Genomic DNA, 3,831 nt, shown 5'->3' on the forward strand with positions numbered 1-3,831 from the left:
CAGCCGTACCGTCTTGCCCGCCAATTCATCGCGCCCCAGCACTGCGCCAATCGAGCGACGCTTGGCAAAGTCCGGATCGAGTTGCCAGTGCTCGTCCGGCTCGGAGCAACTGAGGAGCTTGCTTATCTGCCCTGACCAGGCTCTGGCCTTGCTCAGTTGAAACAACCAGGTGCAATAACCACGGACCGTCAGAGTACCGTCGCTGTCGAACGGTGGCGCCTGTTCCGGACGGCTATCAACAATTGCAAGACCGCCATGGGCAGCATCATCCTGCCAGTGTTGCTGGCCATAGCGGCCAATAAACTGTAAAGCCACCCGCCGCAGCGTCCCGTTACACAACCCGATGTGGTAGGTCAGCGGAATAGCCAGGCTGAAGTCGGCGGGGCGGTCGTGGTACGGGGTCGTGTACTGGGTAATGAGTTCCCGGGTGACCTCTCGCCCCTGGCCGATGCTGTATACCTGACAGCGCTCGGGGTTGTCCGGCGAGAAGTAGGCGGTGGCCTGAATCGAGAAATGCGCAGGCAGCTCGCCAGCGAGAGTAAAGCGTTCACGCCCTTCCCGCTCGGTCAGGGACAGCACACCTTCCTTGGCCAGTGAGCTGGTCAGGGTGCAGCCACCGAGGAAGGTCATGGACACCGACAGGATCAGCAGATTCCCTTTGCGGAGCACTGATGGCTCAACACCCTTCCCGGAGGTCGTATCAGTCATCCCTGGTTACTCCTTGCAATTGGGATAGACGGTGCATTCTTTTCCACCCATTGAAAAAGTTCTGAATGTCGGCGGGTTTCTGCACCATACCCATGTGCCCTCGGGTGTTTCCTCCTCAGCACAAGGCTTCCATCCCTGCGGAAATTCAATCCACGTCTCGCGCATGGCAGGTCGCTCCTCCGGATTCACCCGCAGATCCAGCCGTACCGTCTTGCCCGCCAATTCATCCCGCCCCAGCACTGCGCCAATCGAGCGACGCTTGGCAAAGTCCGGATCAAGCTGCCAGTGCTCGTCCGGCTCGGAGCAACTGAGGAGCTTGCTTATCTGCCCTGACCAGGCTCTGGCCTTGCTCAGTTGAAACAGCCAGGTGCAGTAGCCACGGACCGTCACGGTACCGTCGCTGTTGAACGGTGGCGCCTGTTCCGGACGGCTATCAACAATTGCAAGACCGCCATGGCTAGCATGATGCTGCCAACTCCGCTCTCCATAACGCCCTCTGATCAACAAGGCCACCTGCTGCAGCGTCCCGTTACACAACCCGATGTGGTAGGTCAGCGGAATATTCATGCTGAAGTCTGCGGGATGATCATGATAGGTGGTCGTGTACTGGGTAATGAGTTCCCGGGTGACCTCTCGCCCTTGGCCGATGCTGTATACCTGACAGCGCTCGGGGTTGTCCGGCGAGAAGTAGGCGGTGGCCTGAATCGAGAAATGCGCTGGCAGCTCTCCTGCCAGGGTAAAGCGTTCACGCCCTTCACGCTCGGTCAGGGACAGCACACCTTCCTTGGCCAGTGAGCCGGTCAGGGTGCAGCCCCCCAGAAACGCCAGTGAGAGCGGGAGAATCAGCTTTCTTATCATGATGTATGCCCTAGCAGCACGACGACAGCCTGCCCGACCGGAGCGTGAGCCGAAGCTCAGGCGTAATCCGTCGCGCGATCGCCGGCCCGCTGAACCAACCACCGCGCTTGTCTGATCTCCGCCAGCTGCAACCACTCATCCAGTAACCGAGGCAACTCCTCGTGCACAACCTGATCACCAAACAGGTCTTTTGCAGTGATCAGCCGCTGGGCTTGGGCAACCAGTCGTCGCTCTGCCCTGTACAGCTGGGGTCGCTGCTGTTCGCGCTCGGCCCGCGCCTTGTCCACCCCGTCAAAGTAAGCATGGCGACGCTGGGTTTTGTTCATGTAATAGAAACGGGTGTCATAGCGCTTGCGCACCTCACGCTCGAACTCCTGGAAAGTGCCAGCCTCTCATGCGGCAAGGTGCTGCTTGAGCCGTTGCAGCTGGGGCTGCAATTCGGCCTGCTCCTCTGCGGTAAACAATGCGCCCCCACGCTCCAGGCTGGCATGCCAGCGCAGCAGATTGGCCAGCGCTGCGCGGGTATAGGATTTGCTTATGGAGTGATCCGGCACTTGAAACAACTGGTAAACAAAGTTGCTGCGCGTGGGCATATCGTACTCAATAGCCAACTCTGCCGCGCAGGCTGCGCTGGCATTCTGTTCAATGGCTTCACAGCCAGGCTGCCAGAGTACCGACGCAGCAACGCCGGCACCGGGCTTGCGTGGCATGAAATGATATTGTTCGCCGTGATGCTGGTAGCCATCCCCCTTCAGGTTGACCAAGCCGGCCAACAATATCGCAATCCGTACATGAGGCGCGCCCAGGGAGCCGAGCAACATCGCCGCACCGGGAACGGCCAGCCTCCACTCTGCATCCAACCAGGCAAAAGGTACTCCAGGAACCGGGTCGTTATGGTTTACCAGCCGGTGGTGAACCAGATCCTTTGCGCTTTCGACAAAGGTGGTGTTGCCGGCACGGGGAGCACCGAATGTGTAGAGCTGGAGATTTTCCGACCACTTACGGCGCAGATATTCAGCTAATAGCAGTGCAATAGCGCCGCCGAGGCTATGGCCGCAGACGATAATGGTGTGGGTATCTGTAAAAAAGTCCGTCAGGTATGGTTCTATAAATTCTTTTACTGCTACGAATGCACCATAAAACCCGCGATGAACCTCGCCTTCAAACTCACCAACAACGATCTGTCTCGCATCGAGATCTCTCAGCCAATCCCGCACCCCCTCAGTACCCCGCACGGAAATCAGGATCATCCGGTCATTGTGAGTAACAAACGCCTGGGTATGGGTGATGTGATCATGGAGAAAGTGGACGCTTTCCGGAGTTTCCCCATTTTTTTGCTCGATATATAACTCAGGGTCGTACGGCAACACTTCGAGGCGCTTGGAGTAAGCCACCTCCTCATACAAAAGATGATGCTGCCCCTCGTTGAACAAAGTAGCCCTTTGCTGGGTAGCCAGCTGCTCCCGCAGTACATGACCAATGCTGCCCGGCACCTGATAAGGGGGCGGCTTGGGCTGGTAGGTGTCGGAGGGTTGCTTCTCACTGAAAGGGGCGTATACCAGATCGCTCATCACCGCCAGATGATAGGCGTTCAGAGCACTGAATTCGGGGGATAGAGAAAATAACGGTCGATAGGCGCGCAGCGCCTTGACCTCCAGTACATGATGCTGGTTCGGCTCCAGGGCGATGCCGGGCACATCATTCCCTTCCATACCGGGCATGGCGGCTTTCAGAATAGCGCTGGGACGTGGTGTCCATTGCTCGTCCGGATCGGGCAAATGCTTGTTGGCCTTCACAAAATCGCTGACTTCCACTCGGAAGAACCGCGCGTTCTCCTCTACAGCTCGCTGCTCTGCCATCCAGGTTTTGCCATCAGCTCGGCGGGGACCTATAGGGGTTTGTTCGGCAGCTACCTGCAGATCTGAAATAGGGAGGGAATAAGCCTTACGGTCGATGAGTGTTTCGTACCACCCATCATGACCAGAATAACCTTCAACTACAGACAGCAGCATTACGCCGGAGTACACTCCAGCAAATCGCGCAAACCCTTCACCATCCAGTTCAGCGAAGTATTCCTGTCCTTGCGAGTCACGCAAAATCACAGACAACCCACTATATTTTTCTGCTTGGCCAAATTCATCCACCAAGCGGATGCTCACCCATTGAGTTCTTTGGGGGCATGCCAATTGCTCAACAACATTCCCATATGTTGTATTAACCATCCCTGGTTACTCCTTGCAATTGGGATAGACGGTGCATTCCTGG

General features: G+C 57.1%; 4 protein-coding genes. All 4 read right to left on the minus strand.

The window, feature by feature from the left end:
* Positions 1 to 708 (minus strand): hypothetical protein (locus VF673_RS14925; RefSeq protein WP_440292511.1); only part of this gene is annotated, 708 nt, incomplete at its 3' end.
* A gap of 6 nt (positions 709 to 714) precedes the next feature.
* Positions 715 to 1,566 carry a hypothetical protein gene (locus tag VF673_RS14930; protein WP_440292512.1) on the minus strand — a complete coding sequence of 284 codons (852 nt, stop codon included), beginning with the start codon at positions 1,564 to 1,566 and terminating at the stop codon, positions 715 to 717.
* 56 nt (positions 1,567 to 1,622) lie between these two features.
* Positions 1,623 to 1,925: a hypothetical protein gene (locus tag VF673_RS14935; RefSeq protein WP_440292513.1), complete on the minus strand. Its 303-nt coding sequence runs from the start codon at positions 1,923 to 1,925 to the stop codon at positions 1,623 to 1,625.
* Positions 1,926 to 1,958: 33 nt separating this feature from the next.
* Entirely contained in the window at positions 1,959 to 3,788 is a 1,830-nt protein-coding gene (locus VF673_RS14940) for a lipase family protein (protein WP_440292514.1), read from the minus strand.
* Positions 3,789 to 3,831 lie beyond the last annotated feature (43 nt).

The sequence above is a fragment of the Halopseudomonas sp. Lyrl_26 genome, assembly GCF_051948695.1.
Taxonomy (GTDB): domain Bacteria; phylum Pseudomonadota; class Gammaproteobacteria; order Pseudomonadales; family Pseudomonadaceae; genus Halopseudomonas; species Halopseudomonas formosensis.